General features: G+C 65.5%; 16 protein-coding genes and 1 pseudogene. 7 read left to right on the plus strand and 10 right to left on the minus strand.

Translation table 11 applies throughout. The features are described from left to right. The 5 genes from IM632_RS04740 to IM632_RS04760 all read left to right on the plus strand — a co-directional run. A partial coding sequence (locus IM632_RS04740) for a hypothetical protein (protein WP_296523329.1) occupies positions 1-1,016 on the plus strand: 1,016 nt, incomplete at its 5' end. Positions 1,017-1,028: 12 nt separating this feature from the next. Then, the gene (locus IM632_RS04745) at positions 1,029-2,495 is read left to right on the plus strand and encodes an FMN-binding glutamate synthase family protein (protein ID WP_296482422.1); all 1,467 of its coding nucleotides are present in this window, start codon (positions 1,029-1,031) and stop codon (positions 2,493-2,495) included. 3 nt (positions 2,496-2,498) lie between these two features. Next, entirely contained in the window at positions 2,499-3,356 is an 858-nt protein-coding gene (locus IM632_RS04750; RefSeq protein WP_296482420.1) for a hypothetical protein, read from the plus strand. 73 nt (positions 3,357-3,429) lie between these two features. Beyond that, the gene (locus tag IM632_RS04755) at positions 3,430-5,064 is read left to right on the plus strand and encodes an AMP-binding protein (RefSeq protein WP_296482417.1); all 1,635 of its coding nucleotides are present in this window, start codon (positions 3,430-3,432) and stop codon (positions 5,062-5,064) included. Positions 5,065-5,323: 259 nt separating this feature from the next. Beyond that, positions 5,324-6,601, plus strand: a complete 1,278-nt coding sequence (locus IM632_RS04760) for a M20/M25/M40 family metallo-hydrolase (RefSeq protein WP_296482415.1) — start codon at positions 5,324-5,326, stop codon at positions 6,599-6,601. Between the two features lie 3 nt (positions 6,602-6,604). Here the strand turns inward: IM632_RS04760 and IM632_RS04765 are convergent, their stop codons facing one another. The 8 genes from IM632_RS04765 to IM632_RS04800 all read right to left on the minus strand — a co-directional run bounded on the left by IM632_RS04765 (position 6,605) and on the right by IM632_RS04800 (position 13,364). Next, positions 6,605-7,807 (minus strand): acyl-CoA dehydrogenase family protein, encoded by a 1,203-nt coding sequence (locus IM632_RS04765; RefSeq protein ID WP_296552053.1) that lies wholly within the window; start codon positions 7,805-7,807, stop codon positions 6,605-6,607. A gap of 68 nt (positions 7,808-7,875) precedes the next feature. Beyond that, on the minus strand, positions 7,876-9,939 hold the full coding sequence (locus tag IM632_RS04770; RefSeq protein ID WP_296482411.1) for an ATP-binding protein: 2,064 nt from the start codon (positions 9,937-9,939) through the stop codon (positions 7,876-7,878). Positions 9,940-10,028: 89 nt separating this feature from the next. Next, positions 10,029-11,114 carry a flagellar biosynthesis protein FlhB gene (gene flhB / locus IM632_RS04775; protein ID WP_296482409.1) on the minus strand — a complete coding sequence of 362 codons (1,086 nt, stop codon included), beginning with the start codon at positions 11,112-11,114 and terminating at the stop codon, positions 10,029-10,031. Further along, complete coding sequence (fliR, locus tag IM632_RS04780) at positions 11,107-11,877, minus strand: flagellar biosynthetic protein FliR (protein WP_293516681.1); 771 nt, start codon at positions 11,875-11,877, stop codon at positions 11,107-11,109. Before fliR ends, flhB begins: the two co-directional genes overlap by 8 nt. 5 nt (positions 11,878-11,882) lie before the next feature. Next, the gene (fliQ, locus tag IM632_RS04785) at positions 11,883-12,146 is read right to left on the minus strand and encodes a flagellar biosynthesis protein FliQ (protein ID WP_296482406.1); all 264 of its coding nucleotides are present in this window, start codon (positions 12,144-12,146) and stop codon (positions 11,883-11,885) included. A 30-nt stretch (positions 12,147-12,176) separates the two neighbouring features. Beyond that, positions 12,177-12,479, minus strand: a complete 303-nt coding sequence (locus IM632_RS04790; protein ID WP_293516678.1) for a flagellar hook-basal body complex protein FliE — start codon at positions 12,477-12,479, stop codon at positions 12,177-12,179. Positions 12,480-12,493: 14 nt separating this feature from the next. Beyond that, positions 12,494-12,913, minus strand: a complete 420-nt coding sequence (gene flgC, locus IM632_RS04795; protein WP_293516676.1) for a flagellar basal body rod protein FlgC — start codon at positions 12,911-12,913, stop codon at positions 12,494-12,496. A gap of 10 nt (positions 12,914-12,923) precedes the next feature. Continuing rightward, entirely contained in the window at positions 12,924-13,364 is a 441-nt protein-coding gene (locus IM632_RS04800; protein WP_293516674.1) for a flagellar biosynthesis protein FlgB, read from the minus strand. A 63-nt stretch (positions 13,365-13,427) separates the two neighbouring features. Between IM632_RS04800 and IM632_RS04805 the strand changes: the two genes are divergently transcribed. Beyond that, a complete protein-coding gene (locus IM632_RS04805) occupies positions 13,428-13,703 on the plus strand; it encodes a flagellar biosynthetic protein FliO (RefSeq protein WP_293516672.1) in 276 nt (91 codons plus the stop codon). Further along, positions 13,703-14,503: a flagellar type III secretion system pore protein FliP gene (fliP, locus tag IM632_RS04810; RefSeq protein ID WP_293516670.1), complete on the plus strand. Its 801-nt coding sequence runs from the start codon at positions 13,703-13,705 to the stop codon at positions 14,501-14,503. The genes IM632_RS04805 and fliP overlap by 1 nt, the downstream gene beginning before the upstream one ends. Positions 14,504-14,571: 68 nt before the next feature. Here the strand turns inward: fliP and IM632_RS04815 are convergent, their stop codons facing one another. Further along, a complete protein-coding gene (locus IM632_RS04815) occupies positions 14,572-17,496 on the minus strand; it encodes an endoglucanase (protein ID WP_296523333.1) in 2,925 nt (974 codons plus the stop codon). A 3-nt stretch (positions 17,497-17,499) separates the two neighbouring features. Beyond that, positions 17,500-17,700: pseudogene (locus IM632_RS04820) on the minus strand (hypothetical protein); the annotation flags it as partial.

Raw genomic sequence — 17,700 nt, forward strand, 5'->3', positions numbered from 1 at the left:
AAAAGGGCGACCCTGAGTATCACTCGCAGCCCTTCTTCACGACGCCGTACCTGAACCAGAGCCTTGTGGTGAAACACATAGTTCGGTCAGATGAGCGCTACGTTCTGGATGACCAGCGGCAGACCGCCACGAAGGTCATACTGCCTTTCGAGCGAAGCGATCTCCGGATGGGCGGCCGTTCGTTCCTGGTGGGGCAAAGAGGTTGGCGCAGTATTGTCCGGGAGGCCGGGGGGGACGCGGAAGGATCGAACATTGATCGCGATATCCGCTTGCTGACCGCACTCGACGAGATTCCGTCGCTGGATCCCTTCTTGCTGCGGGAGCACTTGAGCCGACGAGGCTTCACGATCGCCAGCTGCTACTTCGCTATCTCTGATGCCGACCTTGCCCGCATGCATGACTTCGTGGCCTCAGAGATCGATGATCTGATCCGCCTGACCTTCGCGGACGCCAGTGACAGCTCGAGCTATGCCGATAAGCTCGTTCGCGTCCTCCTTTCCCCCGAAATCACCGAGCAACTGGAACCGTTCCGGATCGCTCTGAGGCTTGAGGGCGAGGACTACAAAGAGGGGCTCTTCAGCTGGAAGGGCTTCCTCTATTACAAGTGGCTGTTCAGTGAACTTCGGCCGAAGCTGGTCGATGTCCTGCGCGAGATACCGCTGCTCCGGGTCACGGGCCACAAGGACCCCGATCTGATGGTCCACATCGAACGAACGCGCCGGAGGCTGGTGGAAGCGCTTGAGGCCAAGAGGCGCGAGATCGCCGACGTCCTGGACGTCTATGACCGCGCCTTCGCAGACCTGACCAAAAACGGCAAGCCTCTTGCCTTCCAGAGCTTCCTTCTGCGGGCGTCGGATATGTTCCTGATGCTGGGAGAGCGCATCGGCGTGATCTCGCATATCACCACCGCCTGGCGTTACCGCTTCCCCGACGCCCGATCGCCAGCGGCTTCGGTTGAAGAGGTTTTCGACATCCTTAAGGATTTCGACCATCTTGTTTCCAGTCTCGAGAAATAAGATGGAGTCCGCATGAGCTGGCTTTCAGGCGTCCTGACCCAGGGTGTCGGCGTCCTCATTGGGCTTGTTCTAGCTCTGATCCTCCTGGTGCTTCTGGTCTATGATCTGACCCAGCAAAAGCACTCCGTCCTGCGTAACTTCCCCGTGATCGGACATTTGCGTTACTGGCTTGAGCAGCTAGGTGAGTATTTCCGGCAGTACTTCTTCGCCAATGACCGGGAGGAAATGCCCTTCAACCGGGCGACGCGGGCCTGGGTCTACCGCGAGGCCAAGAACGAGGGAGGGGCTATCGGCTTTGGATCGACAAATGATCGCCGCGAGCCGGGCACCCTGCTTTTCGTCAACCACCCCTTCCCGGTTCTCGAGGAGGACCGGCTGCCGACCCCGCCGCTGGTGATCGGCGAAGGCGCCTGCGACCAGCCCTTCCTGGCCCGCTCCGTCGTGAACATCTCCGGCATGAGTTTCGGGGCGATCTCCCGGCCGGCGATCCAGGCGCTCTCGAGGGGCGCAGGACAGGCCGGCTGCTGGATGGATACCGGCGAGGGCGGACTGTCGCCCTATCACCTCGAGGGAGACTGCGACCTGATCATGCAGGTTGGCACGGCGAAATACGGGGTCCGCAATCCCGACGGATCCTTCTCACCGGAGAAGGCCCGGGAGATCGCCCGTTCAGTCAAGGCCTTCGAGATCAAGCTCAGCCAGGGCGCCAAGCCCGGGAAGGGCGGCGTCCTGCCGGGGGCGAAGGTGACGGAGGAAATCGCCCGTATCCGGGGGATTCCCGAGGGCGAGGATTCCATCAGCCCGAACCGGCATCCCGACATCGCCAACATCGACCAGCTCCTTGACCGGGTCTGCAGCCTGCGTGACCTGACCGGCAGGCCTGTCGGGGTGAAGACCGCCCTGGGCGACGAGAGCTTCATGACCGAACTCTGCGAGGCCGTGCTGCGGCGGGGTGTCCAGGATGCGCCGGACTTTCTGACAATCGATGGCGGTGAGGGAGGCACAGGGGCGGCCCCCCAGACCCTCATGGATCACATGAGTCTGCCCATCGCCGAGGCCCTTCCCATGGCCGTAGACGCACTGCGCAGCGCTGGCCTCAAGGACCGTGTGCGGGTGATCGCCTCAGGAAAACTGGTCACGCCCGCCCGCGCGGCCTGGGCCCTCTGCACCGGAGCGGACTTCGTGCACTCGGCGCGGGGCTTCATGTTCGCCATCGGCTGCATCCAGGCGATGCGCTGCCACACCAATACCTGCCCCACCGGCGTGGCGACCCACAACCGCCGCCTGCAGAGGGGTCTGGTGGTGGAAGACAAGGCCACCCGGGTCGTCAACTATGTCCGAAGCCTCAATCGGGATATTGACATGATCGCCCACTCCTGCGGATGCCGGCACGCTCGCGAACTGGGGCGACAGCATGTCCGTATCGTCGAGACTGCGGGGCGGAGTGTTCCCCTGAACGTCCTGTATCCCGGAGCCTGAGCCATGCTGACAGAAGTCGATCGTCTGCTGGTGGCGACCCCCGACTCAGGGTCGGCTGGCGCGGCTTGGTGCAGCATCCTGGGTGCGGAGGAAGTGCTGAGAGAGCGAGCCCCCGCCCTTTCGGCGGTCCGTCGGGTCTTCCGGGTCGGCAGATCCGACGTCGAGTTCCTCGAACCGGACGGCGCCGGGCCCATAGCGGAGGCCCTGTCGCGACGGGGCCGCGCTCATGTGTGGGCCGCCGGCGCGGCCTCTCCCGACCCCGGCGCCGTCGCCCGGACGGCGGCCGCATCCGGCGCGGTCGTTGAGGCGGACGGGACCCGTCAGTTCGTCACTCTCGAGATCGAAGGCGCGCCCATCCACTTTGTGATCTCCCCTGAAGAAGAGCGCGCGCCGGTGGGTCGCCTGGACTTCCTCTACGAGGCGACGGTGCTGGCCGCCGACCAGGCCGGCGCGGTGTCCAGGATCCGGGACGCCTTCGGCCTGGACGAGACGGTCTTCACGACCATCACCTCGGAGATGTTCGGCTACACCGGGGTCCTGACCCTGTTTCGGGCCGGCCAGCTGCACCGCTTCGAGGTCATCACGCCCATCGACCGGGACAAGACCATGGGCCGATATCATGCACGGGAAGGCGCCTGCTTCTACATGGGGTTCGCCGAGGCGTCCGACCTGATGGATATCGAGAGCCGGATCGCTCCGGGAGGCGTTACGGTCGACCGGCCGGAGGGGCGCCGGGCAGATCAGTCGCCGGATCAAATCTGGATCCATCCTCCCACCCTGGGTGGGGTCATGCTGGGGGTTTCCCGCCCTTCCATGGCATGGATGTGGTCGGGGCATCCGGAGCGCGTCGCGCCGCTCTGAGGTCGTATCCGGCGAGTTGACTTCCTCTTCGTCCGGCCCGCTCAATGGCCCCGACGCCGTTTGGGAGGACGACATGACCGACTGGAGGATCGCCGACGTCTGGGAGGCCATCGCCAGGAAGACCCCCAACCGTCCGGCCCTGATCCAGGGACAGAGGGTCATCACCTGGGGACAGTTCGACGCACGGGCCGACGCGCTGGCTGCGCATCTGGTTGCGGGGGGCGTGAGCGCCGAGGCCAAGGTCGCCGCCTACCTCTTCAACTGTCCGGAGTACCTGGAGGTCTACTTTGCAGCCTTCAAGGCGGGCATCGCTCCAATCAACACCAACTACCGGTATGGCGGCGAGGAACTGGTCTACCTGTTCGACAACGCCGACGCTGAGGTGGTGGTTTTCCACGCCGGATTCGCAGACACTCTGGAGGCGATCCGGTCGCGGCTTTCCAAGGTCAAGCTCTGGATCGCCGTCACCGAACCCGGACATCCGGCGCCCGCCTGGGCGGTGGACTACGAGGCCGCGGTCGCCGATGCGCCCCCGGCGCGTCCCGTCAAGGCCCCCTGGGGCCGCTCAGGGGACAACCTGCTCCTCCTCTACACCGGCGGCACGACCGGCATGCCCAAGGGCGTGATGTGGCGCCAGGACGACCTCTTCAACGTCCTCGGCGCCGGCGGTCAGGCGGCGCGAGGCGTAGAGCCGGTCGAAAGCCCCCAAGGGGCGGCGGACCGCCTTGATCCCGAAGGTCCGCGTCCTCCCTTGACGATGGTCTGCTGTCCGCTCATGCACGGGACCGGTCAGTTCTCCGCCTTCATCACCCTCAACCAGGGGGGCGCCGTCGCCACCCTGCCCTCCCGCGGGTTCAACGCCGTTGAGCTGTGGAACGAGGTGGAACGACTAAAGGCCGACGGCGTCGTCATCGTAGGCCTCGCCTTCTCGACACCCATGCTGGAGGTCCTGGAGGCTGAGCCCGGCCGCTGGGACCTTTCGAGCGTTCTTTCCATAAGCTCGTCGGGCTCCATGTGGAGCCAGGAGAACAAGCGAGGCCTGCTGACGCACTGCATCAACGCCACGATCTTCGACTCCTTCGGCTCCTCAGAGGCCGTCGGGCTCGGCGCTTCGGCCTCGACACCCGGGGCCGAAGCGGCCACCGCCGCCTTTGTCCTGGGCCCCACCTGTGCAGTCTTCACTGAAGATGGACGCCGGGTCGCGCCCGGCTCGGGTGAACGGGGCCTTGTGGCGGTGAGCGGCTTCCTGCCGATCGGCTACTACAAGGATCCCGAGAAGAGCGCCAAGACCTTCCTCACCCTCGAGGGCCAGCGCTGGTCGGTTCCCGGCGACTGGGCCGAGGTCAACGCAGACGGCACGCTCAAGCTGCTTGGACGAGGCTCACAGTGCATCAATACCGGCGGGGAGAAGGTCTTCCCTGAGGAGGTTGAGGAGGCCCTCAAGACCCATCCGCATGTCCGCGACGCGGTCGTGTTGGGGGTTCCCGACGCCCGGTTCGGTGAGCGCATTTGTGCGGTCGTGGAGCCGGACGGCGCCGTGGAGCTTGAGCTGGCCGATCTTTCGGCCCATGTCCGCAACCGCCTCGCAGCCTACAAGGCGCCGCGGGAGCTCGTGGTGGTGGATAGCATTGGCCGGGCTCCGAACGGCAAGGTGGACTACAAGGCGTCCCGCGCCAGGGCCTTGAAGTCCCTCGGTCTCGAGGGCTGAGCCCCCTCGTTATCGAAACTGGCGACCGGACCGCGCAGTACCGTTCAGCCACGGTAAGGCTCGCTGGAGGGGTTTATCCGGACGACCCCTTCATGGGCAAATCCCCGTCTCCACCCTGGGCGGCGCTCACCCGGCGGGGTCGCGACGGCGGCAAGACGGTGGGTCCGGCATAAGGTCTTCGCAAACTCAGCCTCATCGGGCGTGCTAGACTCACTCTCAGCGGTGTAGCCCCTCACCTCGCCATTTGCGGAGTTCCCTCATGCGCGTCATCCCTTGGCTGTGCCTTTCCCTCCTGTTTCTGGCTCCCGCCGCCCTGGCCTCCCCGGAATCTGGGGTCGCAAAGCTGTCATCTGATCGAAGGTTCGCGGCCGCTCAGAAGGTCCTCGCAGCCGAGCATGACCGAACCGTCGCCGACATTGTCCGACTGACCCAGATCCCGGCGCCGCCCTTCGGGGAGGCGCGGAGGGCGGAGGCCGTCCGGAGTGACTTCGCAGCCCTGGGCCTGAAGGATGTCGAGATCGACGCGGAGGGTAATGTCACCGGCGTGCGCCCGGGACGTCGCACGGGGGGCAAGGGACCCTTCGTGGCGGTGGCGGCCCACCTGGACACGGTCTTCCCCGCCGGGACAGACGTGACAGTGCGGCGTGAGGGCAGGCGACTGTCTGCACCCGGAGTGGGCGATAACTCCCGCTCGGTCGCGACCCTCCTCGCCTGGATCCGCGCCCTCGACGCTGCAGGGCTTAGCACGGAGACCGACCTCCTGTTTGTCGGGAATGTGGGCGAGGAAGGGGCCGGCGACCTCCGGGGCGTGAAGCACCTCTTCCTGAAGGGCCCCTACGCCGGTCGGATCGCAGCCTTCTTCTCCGTGGATGGATCCGATCCCTCGGGGATTGTGACGCGCGGGGTTGGCTCAAAGCGGTACCGGGTTACGTTCACCGGCCCGGGCGGGCACAGCTACGGTGCGTTCGGCATTGTGAACCCGATGGCGGCGTTGGCGGGGGCGGTCACCGGTCTCTACGGCCTCTCGGCTCCGACCAATCCGAAGACGACCTACTCCGCCAGCGTTGTCGGAGGCGGGACGTCCGTGAATTCGATCCCCGCCTCCGTCTTCCTGGAGGTGGACCTCAGATCCGAAGACCCGGATGCGCTCGCCGACCTCGATCGGGCCTTCCGGGCAGCCGTCGAGAGGGCTGTCGCGGCGGAGAATTCGGCCCGCTCCACCTCCTACGGGCCAGTGCGGGCCGAACTCGGCGTCATCGGAGAGCGCCCCGCTGGTCGGACGGCGGCGGACAAGGGGATCGTCCGGGTGACCCGAAGCGCGATCTTGGACCAGGGCTTCGCTGCCCGGGAGGAGACCGCATCCACGGATTCCAACATCCCGATGAGTCTCGGGATTCCGGCCGTCACGATCGGCGCTGGCGGCAGCGGGGGTCGGGCGCATGCGCTCGACGAGTGGATCGATGTCGAACCCTCGGAGATGGTCCGGGGAATGTCGGCGGGTCTTCTGGCGATTCTTGCCCAGGCAGGGGTTCGCTGACCCTCAGAGGCCCAGAACAAATCGCGCCATGATGTCGCGCTGAATCTCGTTCGAGCCGCCATAGATCGAACCGGCCCGGTTGTTGAGGTAGCGAGCCATGCTGGTGAGGCCATGTTCGGGACCAATGATGTCCTGGCCGGCCTCCGGCGCTCTTGCCGGCCTCTGGTCCACCGCAGCGTAGGCTGCGATCCCCTCGATCGCGAGTTCATCCAGCTTCTGCAGGGTCTCCGTCCCCTGGGTCTTCAGCATTGAGGACGCCGGTCCGGGGTTTCGCCCGGAGGCGAGTTCAGCCAGGACGCGATGCTCGGTCATCTCCACCGCCTCAAGAATGACCCCGATGGAGGCCAGCCGCGATCGGAACCCAGGATCATTGATCAGCGCGCGCCCGGCATCGCTGCGCTCCTCCCGAGCGAGGGACTTGAGGCGTTCATAGCTGACCTTGAGTCCGGCTGCAGAACCACCCCCCCGTTCGAATTCCAGAAGATACTTCGCAACGGTCCAGCCCTGGTTTTCCTCTCCGACCCGGCCCGAGACGGGAACCCGGACATTGTCGAAGAAGACCTGGTTGACCTCATGCTCACCCGCCAGAGTGATGATTGGCCGAACCGAGACCCCGGGGGTCTGCATGTCGAGCAGCAGGAAGGTGATCCCTGCCTGCGCCTTGCCCTCCGTCCGGGTCCGCACCAGGCAGAACATCCGGTTGGCCCAATGTGCATGGGTGGTCCAGATCTTGGTCCCGTTGAGGACATAGTCCTCGCCTTCCCGTTCTGCGCGGAGCTGGAGGGCGGCGAGGTCGGACCCGGCCCCGGGCTCTGAATACCCCTGGCACCAATAGTCTTCACCCGAGAGGATGCGGGGCAGGTAGTGCGCCTTCTGCTCTTCGGTCCCGAAGCCCATGATCACCGGTCCCACCATCTTCAGGCCCATGGGAGCGAGGCTCGGGGCGCCGGCGCGTGCGGACTCCGCAGCGAAGATGTAGCGCTGCATCTCGTTCCAGCCTGTGCCGCCATGGCGCACTGGCCAGGCCGGGGCGACCCAGCCGCGCACATGAAGGATCTTTTGCCAGGCGAGGCTGTAGGTCTTGTCCATGAAGACGCTGGTGGCCCGGCGTCCCGCCCTCCGCAACTCGGGGGTCAGGTTCTCGCTGAGGAAGGTGCGCACCTCGTCGCGGAAGGCAAGGTCCTCGGGAGACAGGTCGAGATGCATGACGTTTCCTTCAGCTGACGAGGCGATCTTGCGCGCGCCGACGCCAGGGAAATCAAGCTCGCAAGAACCTATTCGGCCCTTTGCAGTTCCTGCTTGACCCTCTCGGCAAGGGTCTTGATGTCGATGGGCTTGGCGAGGAACGAGACGTTCTCCTCACCCTCAAGCAGGTTGGAGAACTCCGCCTCTGCATAGCCGGAGATGAACATGACAGGAGCGCCGGCCAGGTAGTGGCGGGCCGCGCGCAGGAGTTCCGGCCCCTGCATTCCCGGCATGACGACATCGGAGATCATCAGGTCGATCTCCCCGGCGTGGACCTCCGCCAGGTCAAGAGCCTCCTCGCCGCTGGCCGCCTCGATCACCTCGTAGCCCCGAGCGCGCAGGAGCTTGGCGGCGACGCTACGGACAGCGTCCTCGTCCTCGACAAACAGGATGCGTCCGGCGCCGGACAGGTCTCTGGCCGCAGGCCGGGTAGGTCTTGCAGGCGCGAACGGTGTCATCACCGGCACATGCACCGGCAGAAAGATCCGGAAGGCAGCACCCTGGCCCGGTCGAGACTCCACCCAGATCCAGCCGTCGGACTGCTTCACGATACCATAGACCGTCGCCAGGCCGAGGCCTGTCCCCTCCCCAACCGGCTTGGTCGTGAAGAAGGGATCGAAGATCTTGTCCAGGACATCGGCCGGAATACCGGAGCCGTCGTCAGAGACCTCGATCATGGCCTGCTCGCCCTGCGGATCCGGATATCCCAACGCCTGAGCCTCCGCCGCGCTCACGCGGGCGGCGCGGATTTGTACGGTCGAACCGCCATGGGAGCGAATGGCGTCCCGGGCATTGACCACGAGGTTCATGACCGCGGTCTCGAGCTGCCCGCGGTCCGCCCGGACGACCGGCAGGTTGCGACCGTACTCCGTCACCAGAGCAATATCCTCCGGCAGGACGCGCCGAAGCAGCACCTCGAACTCCGAGATCAATTCGCCGAGGTCGAGACTTTCTCTCTGGACCGTCTGCTTGCGGGAGAAGGCAAGAAGCTTGCGCACCAGCTCCGCTGCGCGGGTAGAGGTCTGACGGATCTGGTTGAGACCCTCATAGGAGGGATCCCCCACAGGGTGCCGCTGGGCCAGTTCGTCCAGCTGCATGAAGATCGCCATCAGCAGGTTGTTGAAGTCATGGGCCACGCCCCCAGCCAGCTGCCCGATGGCCTGCATCTTCTGGCTCTGGGCCAGCTGAAGCTCGATCTGCTTTTGCTCTGATACATCGACAAGGAAGGCCACCCACCGCTCGCCGGAGGGCGAAAGATACAGGTGGACGATCCGGGCGGCATCATTGGCTAGCCGCATCTCGACCGCCTCGAGGTTTGAGCGTCCGCCCTCGAGCCGTTGCCGGGCCTCGTTGAGGGACGCGGCGTCAAACAGATCACCGAAGGCGCTCCCCACTCCCTGTACGGACGTAATGGCTGAGAGGGTCGGATTGGCCTCGAGAATCGGGGCGAGAAAGGGATCTCCGCCGCCGAGCAGCGCTGCTCCGAAGGGCGCGGCGGCGGCGAAGGCGTCAAGGGCGTCCGGGGTAGGTCCTGAAGAAGGCTGCGGTGGCGACCTGGCCGGACGGGTATCCGTCTCCGGGGCGGGGGTCGAGGGCGAAGCCTGGAGCAACCGGACCAGGAAGCGCCGAGAGCCGACCGCGCTGATGACGATGGGGCGTTCCAGGCCTCCGACCGCGAGTCTCGCCCGACCGATACGTCCGCGCCGCGCCTCCGTCAGCGCCTCGAAGAGCCCCGGAGCAGAGGCTGAGGTCCTTGGCAGGCGATGGGCCCGACCCACGAGCTCCAGCCAGGCTGCATTGGCGGACCGAATTCGACCGTCCACCGCGACCATGGCCGAGGGCTCCTCCAGGGCGGAGATGAACTCTCCGTCATCGGCGCCGGACAATGGCGGGGAGGGTCGGGCGCGCCTGGAGACGAGGAAACCCAGCGCGACGAAGCCCGTCAGGCCCGCCAGAAGCAGGCCCCCGGCGGCGGCGTCTGCACCCCACTCCAGAACGGTCCAGGCGGCCAGAACAACGACACCCGCGAAGAGGCCGAGGACCATGAGGTCGATTCCATCGATTCTGGACGCCTGACGCGCAGGATCGCTCATGCTCTCGACTCCCGTTTCCTGGTCGAATCATCCCGAAATGCCCCCGAAGCCGCCCTGGAAGGGGTTTCGGAAGAATTGAGGACGGGTTTTCAACCTCGTCCGGCCGCCGAGAACTTCCGCCGGCCTGCGAGAACGAAGCCGATCACCTTCGCCACGGCTTCATACTGGGCGATCGGAATCGGTTCGTCGATCTCCACAGCGGCGTAGAGCGCCCGGGCGAGGGGTGGGTCTTCGACCACAGGCACACCGGCCTCTTCAGCCACGTCGCGAATCCTGAGCGCCATGGCGTCCAAACCCTTCGCAACGCACTTCGGCGCCGAGCCGCCGCCCTCCTCGTAAGACAGGGCCACCGCGTAGTGGGTCGGGTTCATGATCACGACGGTGGCGTCGGGGACAGCCGCCATCATCCTCTGCCGCGACCGCTGCATCCGGATGTTTCTCTGCCGGGCCTTGATGTAGGGATCGCCTTCGGTGTCCTTGAACTCCTCCTTGACCTCTTCCCGAGTCATCCTCTGGCGCACCATGAATCTCTGTCTCTGGATCAGCCAGTCGAGGGCGGCGATCGCTGCGAGGAAGCTGCAGACCATCAGCGCCAGGGTCTTCAGGATATCGACTGAAATCGGAATCAGTCCGACGACATCGACGGCGGGCAGTTGCTGGAGCGCGTTCCAGTGGGGTCGCAGAACAAAATAGCCGATCGCCGCGACGGCGCTGAGCTTGAGAAGGGACTTGGCGAACATGATCAGGGCGTCAACGCCGAACAGCCTCTGGAACCCCTGGATGGGCGAAAGCTTGGAGAGCTGAAACTCCAGGGCAGACGGCGACCACATCGGGCCGGTCTGAAGCAGATGCCCAAGAACGCCGGCGACAATCGCAGCGCCGGCCACGACGAGGAGGAGGGGGGACATGGCGCCAGCGACCTCCCATCCAAGGGCGGTGGCGCCCGCAGGCGAGAGATCCATGCCGTGCGGATTCTCGATGAAGGGCGTCAGGTCCAGGAGCAGTTGCTGGCTGAGCAGACCCCCCGCGAAAGCCAGCACGGCCGCGACCGCCGCGAACGCCGCCAGCTGGGGCAGATCCAGGGTCTTGGGAACGTCGCCCTTCTCCCGGGCCTGTTCGATCTTTCGGCCTGTGGGTTCTTCTGTTTTCGACGCGGCGTCGCTGTTCTCAGCCACCGCTGACCCCCGCGAAACTCTTCAGGAGGCCGCCATATCCATTCACCCAGACCATGCCGATCAGGCCAAGGCTGAGGGCCAGAAGGGCGAGGGTCAGGAGGACCATGAGCGGTGAGGCCACGAAGAAGACCTGGAACTGCGGCATGATCCGCGCGGCAAGTCCCAAGGCCACATTGAAGACAAGACCCAGCACCAGCACGGGTGCGCTGAGCTGGACCCCCAACCGGAAGGCTTCGGAGAGGGTCCTGATGGCCAGCTGGCCCGAGTCGTTGACCGACGCCGAAACGCCGAACGGAAAGATGTTGTAGGAATTCACCATCGCCCCGAGAAAGAGATGATGCAGGTTGGTGGTGAAAATCAGGATCAGGCCGATGAGGCCGATGAAGGTGCCGACCGTCGTCGAAGGCTCCACCAGCCCCGGCGCCGAAGTCTGGGCGAAAGACAGGGTTGACTGGATGGAGATGATCTCTCCCGCCACCGAGAGTGAAGCCATGAAGATCCTCATCACCAGGCCCATCATCAGCCCGATGAAGACTTCCCGGACGACCTGAAGGGCCATCTCCGCAAGCTCGGCCGGCGGAACAGGAAGAACCGGCATGACCACAGGCGTAAGGGTCAGGGTCAGCAGGAGCGCAAATGAGAGCCGGATTGTGACCGGGACCGCCTGGTCTCCGACGGCCGGCATGGTCATGACCATCGCCGCTAGGCGGGTGAAGACGATGGCCCCGGCATAGACCTGCTGGACGGACGCGTAGGGCTCCACAACTGCTACATCGCAGCAATGCGGGCGACGATCTCGGTCATGAACCCCGACATGAGGGCACCCATGATCGGCAGAAAGACCAGTATCGAGATGAAGACCGCCACAATCTTGGGCGCGAAGACAAGTGTGGCCTCCTGAATCTGCGTCAAGGCCTGGAAGAGCCCGATCACGACGCCGACCACGAGACCGACAATAAGCATTGGAGCCGACAACTGGATTGTCAGCCAAAGGGCGCTACGACCGACATCTAGGACTTCCGCGCCGTTCATGGCGATACTCCCTGCAGCCTCAGACCGGGGTCAGATCGGCATCCGCATGATTTCCTGGTAGGCGGTAATGACCTGGTCCCGAACCGCCAGCACTGCATCAAGGCTGGTCTCGGCCGCCGAGACCGCGGTCGCGACATCGATAAGCTGAGCCTTACCCTGGGCGTGCGCGACAATCTGCTGTTCGGCGCCCTTGGAGGTCGCGATGGCGTTGTCCACGGCCGTCCGGACCATGGCGCCGAAATCGGCCCCCCCGGGGCCGGCTCCGGAGCCGGCGCCACTGATGCCCCTCTGGGCGGCTGCGTAGGCCTTGGCGACGCTGAGAGCGGTGATCATTCAGCTTCTCCCTATCACTTCCGAATGAGATCCAGGGTGCGCAGCTGCATGGCCCGCGCCGTCTCGATCACCGTCAGATTGGCTTCGTAGGCGCGTTGCGCAGCCTTCATATCGAGGGACTCGATCAGGGTGTTGACGTTAGGCAGCTTCACGTAACCCTCTGCGTCAGCGGACGGGTGTCCGGGGTCATACTCGACCTTGAAGTCGCTCCTGTCCGGGGTGACGCGGACCATTTCGACCCCTTGCCCGGCGTCGATGCGCATCGGCTCGAAGACCGGAACCTGGCGGCGATAGGGGTCGCCGCCAGGCGTTCTCGACGTCGAGTTCGCATTGGCGATGTTCTCGGCGATGATCCTCATTCGAGCCTGCTCGGCGCGCAATGCAGTCGCGGCGATGGCCTGGGCGGCGTTAGCCGGAGGGCGAATGTCAGCCATTGCTCATGTCCTATCTTGGGCCCCGTGAAGCAGAGCGGATCATGGTCATGGACTTCTGATAGAAGGCTATAGCCGCATCGTAGTTCATGCGAGAGTCCGCCATACGAAGCATCTGGTCCTCGAGGGTCACCTGGTTGCCGTCAAGGGTTGTCTCGAAGTCCGGCTGGCGCTCCGCCCGGAACCCCTTCGCCGCCGCTAACGACGCCGGGTCCTGGGGTCTCTGGTGGGCAGGATGGGTCACTTCCATCACCGTTGGAACCTCGCTTCCATAGGATCCGCCGGACCCCGTCGCCCCACCCGGGACCCTGAAGCGAAACGGTGCAAGGTCTTTCGGTCGATAGCCGGGCGTGCTCACATTGGCGATGTTCTCCGCGCCGAGGCGCTGGCGCTCGGCGAAGTAGCTCATTCGACCGCGGAGCATTGCGAAGAGCGGAATGGAAGTGATGTCCATGGATTTCAGCGTAAACAAACAGGGTTAATCGCCCGTTAACGACCTGCGGGCACATTGGCGTCCATGGATCTGATCACGCTGGCCAGGGCCGCCTTCGCCCTTCTCTTCACTCTTGGCCTCATCGGCATAGCAGCGGTGCTTTTGCGCCGCTACGGACCCGGCGGTGTCTTCAGGTTGCCGACGGGAAATCGGGAACGACGAATGAAGGTGGTCGAGACCCTGATTCTCGACCCGGCCAGGCGTCTCGTCCTCGTGGAGTGTGACGGCGAGTCCCGGCTCCTGATGTTGGGAGACGGCCGCGAACTTGAGCGCCCTTCAAGACGTTCGGAGCTGCACTGATGGCGAGGTCGGAAACCGTGCAGAGCAAAGCTTCGGCTTTCGCAGCAGACCTTCGACAGGCGGCGAAGCTGGCCCTCCTGGTCGGCGCATTTGGCCTGCTCCTGCCCGCAGCCGCTCTCGCTCAGGCGGTGAACATAGACCTGGGAACCGGGGCGGGCCTCACCCAGAGGGTCATCCAGCTGATCGGACTCCTGACCGTTCTGTCTCTGGCGCCCTCCATCGTCATCATGACCACCTCCTTCGTCCGGATGGTGGTGGTGCTCTCTCTGCTGCGCACCGCCCTCGGGGTCCAGCAGACGCCCCCGAACGCCGTCCTGGTGAGTCTCGCCCTGTTCATGACCGCAATCGTCATGACGCCTACCTTCCAGAGGTCGTACGAGCTTGGCATCCGACCGTTGATGAACGACCAGATGGAGCTCCCGGCCGCCTTCGAAGCCGCCAGCGGGCCAGTGAAGACCTTCATGCTGAGTCAGGTGGACCGTGACGATCTCGCCCTGTTCATCCGTTTGTCAAAAATCGAGCGACCCGCTACGGCCCAGGAGGTTCCCCTGCGCGTCGTGACGCCTGCCTTCATGATCTCGGAACTGAAACGCGCGTTCGAGATCGGGTTTCTGCTCTTTATTCCCTTCCTGGTGATAGATCTTGTGGTCGCCAGCGTACTGATGAGCATGGGCATGATGATGCTGCCGCCGGTGGTCGTATCCCTGCCGTTCAAGTTGATCTTCTTCGTCCTTGTGGACGGCTGGCGCCTTGTCGCCGGAAGTCTCGTGGAGAGCTTCCAGAGGGCGGCGACTGGATAGCGCCGGAGATACTCCCTGGTGTCAGAAACCGGAAAGGGCGCCAGCGGCCCCATTCCAAGGCGTCTTCGTCAGGCGGGTCGCGGTGGCGCCGGCGGGCGAGCGGGCGAGGGCGGAACCGGAGCTGCAGATGGGCTGGCAGGGCGAGGTGGCGGTGGCGGAGCTGGCGCCGCCTGAGCGAACTTGGCCCTCATCTTGGCCACCCAGCCTGAGAAGGCCTCGTTGTCAGCCGTGACCTTGCTGAAATCTGCCGAGCCCATCTCACCGGAGTCCAGACCCGTCAGGCCGACCCGAAGAGCGTCCGGATTGCGAGCCTGGTCAATAAAGCCGGCGTACCGGGTGCGCAGTCGGGTCAGGGCCGCGTCATCTCCAGCCAGGCTGTAGGCGATCCCGGCGCGAAGGAGCTTTCCCTCCTCGTCGGATGTCAACGCCCCGGGGCGTCGCCACCGATCCCCGAGACTCCTCTCGAAGGCTGATGCGGCGGCCGGCCAGTTCTTCTTTCGCCAGATGATTTCGGTCCGGAGCTCCTCCCCTTCTGGCGAGCGGTCCCGTTCGAGCAACTCGATGGCGTCGTCAGGGCGGTTCAGGGCGATCAGGGCCCTCGCCTCCACGCGCCGACGTTCCATCTGCATGGCAGGCGGCAGGAGCGTGGTGCGGGAGTTGTTGATTGCCTGGAGCGCCTGCTCGGGTTTGCGGTCCATCAGGTAGATCAAGGCCAGATCCGTGGCCACCTGCGCCTTGGGGGCGCCTTCCAGGCGATTTTCGGTCTGGTACTTGAGGAGTTCGGCGGCCTGTTCCAGCAAGTCGACCTTGACCAGCCGACCGACCAGCCTCCGGACCATGAGGTCGCCGTCCGCGCCCAGCGGGGTCAGCTCCTTGAAGTCAAGGAAGAGAGCAAGGGCCTGGACAGGCTGAAGCCCGTCTGCGACCCCATCCATGAACAGGGTCCTGAAAGCTGCGCTGAGATCCGCCTGAAGCTGGACAGCCTCCGGCAGGTCCGGCAGCGAACGCCCCGCCGAGCGAAGGGTCTCCAGCGCCTCCCGATAACGACCCTGACTCAGGTAAACTCCGCCCAGGGTCCGGATGATTTCCAGTTCCGTGCCATCCCCACGCCAGCGGAAGCGAAGGGCGTTGATCTCGTCCGCAGCCTGGACGGCGTTAATCTTTCCCTGCTCCAGTCTGATCCGGGCCGCCTGCAGGGCGGCGGGTGTGGACAGCCAATCCAGGGGCGCCGTGGCCACCGCCTGGTAGATCCGCACCGCACGATCCTTCGCGCCCTGGGCCTCGAGCAGCCGGGCCTGCAGCAGCCGCGCCGCCAGGGTCTCCGCAGAGGATGCTCGATCCGCCAGGGCGAGCCGGACCGCCTTGTCCGCGCCCTCAAGGTCTCCTTGCGCCAGAGCCGCCTGCCCCTCCGCGCGGGCAAATCTGGATTTCCAGACAGGAGAGAACTGGTTGAAGGCCTCGGCGCCGGCGGCGAACTCGTTGCGGACCTCCGTCCACTGCCCGAGCTGAGCCGAAACATAGGCGCGCCAGAGAGAGGCGGACGGATCCGAGGCGAGTATGGGCGCCGAGAAGTCGGTCGCGGCTTCAGCGTATCGGCGCGCCATCACCCGGGCGATCCCCCGGAGACCACGGAACTCCGGGTTGTCGAGCACCTGGGGCGACCTGCGGGCAAGATCGTTCAGGATCCCGATGGCCTCATAGGAGAGCTCGCTCCCCACAAGAAACCGTGCAAGGGCGAAACGATTGGCGGTCGGGGCGTCCCGCCCGCCCTGCGCTTCCTCCGCCGCGGCTGACAAGAGTTCATTGTAGCGGCCCAGGAACCCCTTGGAGCCCGTCTCGGGCCAGTTCACCTGGTCGATCAGGGCCGGCATAATCGCAGGCCGGGGAGCATCCAGGCCGGCATCCTCCGGAGCTGACCCCACAGAGAGTGGCGAGAGGGCTAGGCCATCTGGGCGACCGATCCGCACGATGTCGCCATCATGGGTGACGGACAAATCCCGGACGAAGGACTCCAGGGCAAGGCCCTGTGACGACGGCAAAACGGTGACCTGGGCGTACTCCCGGCGGAGAGGTGCGCCCTTGGCGGGCCCGAGAGCCGTCACGACCGTGATCGGGTCGCCCACGACGGGATCGTCGATGCGCAGGACCCGGGTCGCCCCGGCGACCGCACTCTTCAACGCCGCGGGCCCGCCGGCCTCATCGCGAACCACACTCACGAAGGGCCCCTGGGGCGAGGCCGCACGTCCGAGCACAATGTTCCAGGTGGAACCTGCGGAATCCGCCCGGAACGGCATGGCCGGCGGAGTTTCGATCCGTACGGCGGCGTAATCCGGGCCCCGGAAAGTCTCGACCGAGGTCATCTGGCGAAGCCCCCGGGGCAGGGTCGAGACATCCAGGCGTGCGGGGGCGTCAAAGACCACCCACACCGCCCCACCCCGACGGAAGACGGCGGCTCCCGCCGGATTGGCGAACGGGAAGCTTAGGACGGCCTGCCCCTGACCAAGGGCGATCTCCGCCTTCACCACCCCGCCCCTGGGCAAGGGATCCGGTCGGTTGACCGGTGCGGAGGCCTGCTCCGACGGTGAGACTGGCGCCGGACCGGGGCCTTCAATGGGCGCCGCGCGCGGGAAGACATTGACCCAGACAGCGCCGTCCGCGACGCCGGTCCTCATGTCTGCATCCGCCGCCAAGGTCAGGATCAGCTGGGTTCGGCCGCTCGACTGGGCGATTCTGGCCGACTGAATCCACTTCGGCGTGCTGGTCCGGAAGCGCGCGAGGTCAGGACGCGCACCCGTCGGGAACGTGATCGTCAGGGTGGCGCCATCACGTCGGGTCGCGACGCCGGGCCCGAGATCGAGACGGGTGAAGGCGCTCGCCTCGCCGACCCGAACCTCCCGCAAGTCCCCTGCAGGCTGGGCGCCGATCGGGGTGGCGACGGCGGCGGCGATCGCCACCGCTGCGACGCCGGAACCAAGAGATCGGCGCAGGGACATGGATCAGGCAGGTCCGGCCTGTGGAGCGGGTGCGGCGGCGCGGGCGGGCGGCGGCGGACCCGCAGGTGGAGCCGGGGCGGCAGCGCCAGACGCGTTCGCCGCCGCACGCACTGGGGCAAACCGATTTGCGAGGGACTCCGTCAGCTTCTTGGCCTCCGCCGGAGGCATCTGCGCCAGAATGAGACCGAGGGATTTCTCCTTCAT

The organism is Phenylobacterium sp. (assembly GCF_020402505.1).
Lineage (GTDB): Bacteria > Pseudomonadota > Alphaproteobacteria > Caulobacterales > Caulobacteraceae > Phenylobacterium.